At 56.9% G+C, this 1,278-nt stretch carries 1 protein-coding gene; it reads right to left on the bottom strand.

The features are described from left to right. Nucleotides 1–166: 166 nt before the first annotated feature. Nucleotides 167–1,144: a GlxA family transcriptional regulator gene (locus ACR0LF_RS23610; RefSeq protein WP_480583626.1), complete on the bottom strand. Its 978-nt coding sequence runs from the start codon at nt 1,142–1,144 to the stop codon at nt 167–169. Nucleotides 1,145–1,278: the final 134 nt, after the last annotated feature.

Below are 1,278 nucleotides of genomic sequence, written 5' to 3'. Positions count from 1 at the left end.
AGTCAGGATCACACCCCAGATGATGCGGTGCTTGATGCCGGTTTCCTGGCTGCCACCGGACATGATGGTGTTCATCACCAGAATACCCGAGCCCACCGTTTCTATTTCAACGTCCGTAAAGGGTTCGGGTATCGACATATTGGGGGGCCTCCGAGTTGTTCATTGGTTAGCTCACGCGGCGCAGTTTTTCCTCGTTGGGCGCGACACCAAAGTGTTTCCGATAAATTCTTGAGAAATGCCCCTGGCTGCTAAAGCCTGTCGCGACAGCAACATCAATCGTGCGCATATTGGTCTGTTGCAACAGCGCACGCGCGTTTTCCAGACGGAGTTTCATGTAAAACTCCCGGGGGCTTTGCTGGAAATTCTTGGCAAACAGCCGCTCAAGCTGCCGCGTGGACAGGCCGACACTTTCCGCGATGCGGGCCGGGCTGATCGGGTTTTCCAATTGCGACCGCATGGTTTCAACGGCCTGCGCCAGTTTGGGATGCCGCGTGCCAGAGCGGAAAAACTCGGACATGCGTTGATCGTATTTTTCGTTCCTCGGGCTGGAACAGACCAAGCGATCCGAGACCCATGACGCTGTCGAGACATCTGCGTCCTCGGACACGATCTGCAACATAAGATCGAGCGTCAAGATACCTCCGGCGCAGGTAAATCGCTTGGCGGTTTGACCGAAGATCTTGGATTCCACTTCCAGATCCAGACAGGTTTCGGAAATTGCCGCCGCGTATGACCAATGCACGGAAACGGATTCGTCCCGCAGCAATCCGGCCTTGGAAAGCGTGTACGCCCCGCTGCCGATCCCGCCGATCCGAACCCCTTTCCGGGCTTGCGTGCGCAGCCAGGACAGCACGGCAAGCGTGCTTGAGGTCTCGTATTCCTCACCATTCAACACCACGATCGTATCCCGGTGGGACAGATCCTTGAAGCTGCCGCCGCTGCGGAATTCAAGCCCGTTCGACGCAATGATCGGAGCACCGTTCTCGCTTACGATCGACCACTGGTAGTGCTTGATTCCGCTGAAACGGTTGGCCTCTTGCAATGCATCAATCGCGATGGCGAGGTCGCTGGCGATGAATGAGCGCAGCGGCAAGAAGACGAAGGAATTTGGCTCGGCCGCTTTCGCTTCGTCAGCCGATATCAAGCTGCGTCTCTGTTGGCTTAGTGCGCCGCGCTCAATCAATGTCACGCCCTCATGTTTGCGCCGTTGGCGTCGTAGGCAGGCGCGCCGAGGACTTCTGCGTCGTAGAACTCGCCCAGAATTTCGACTTGCAGCTT

The organism is Ruegeria sp. E8, assembly GCF_056533985.1.
This window is presented reverse-complemented; position numbering and strand designations above follow the sequence as displayed.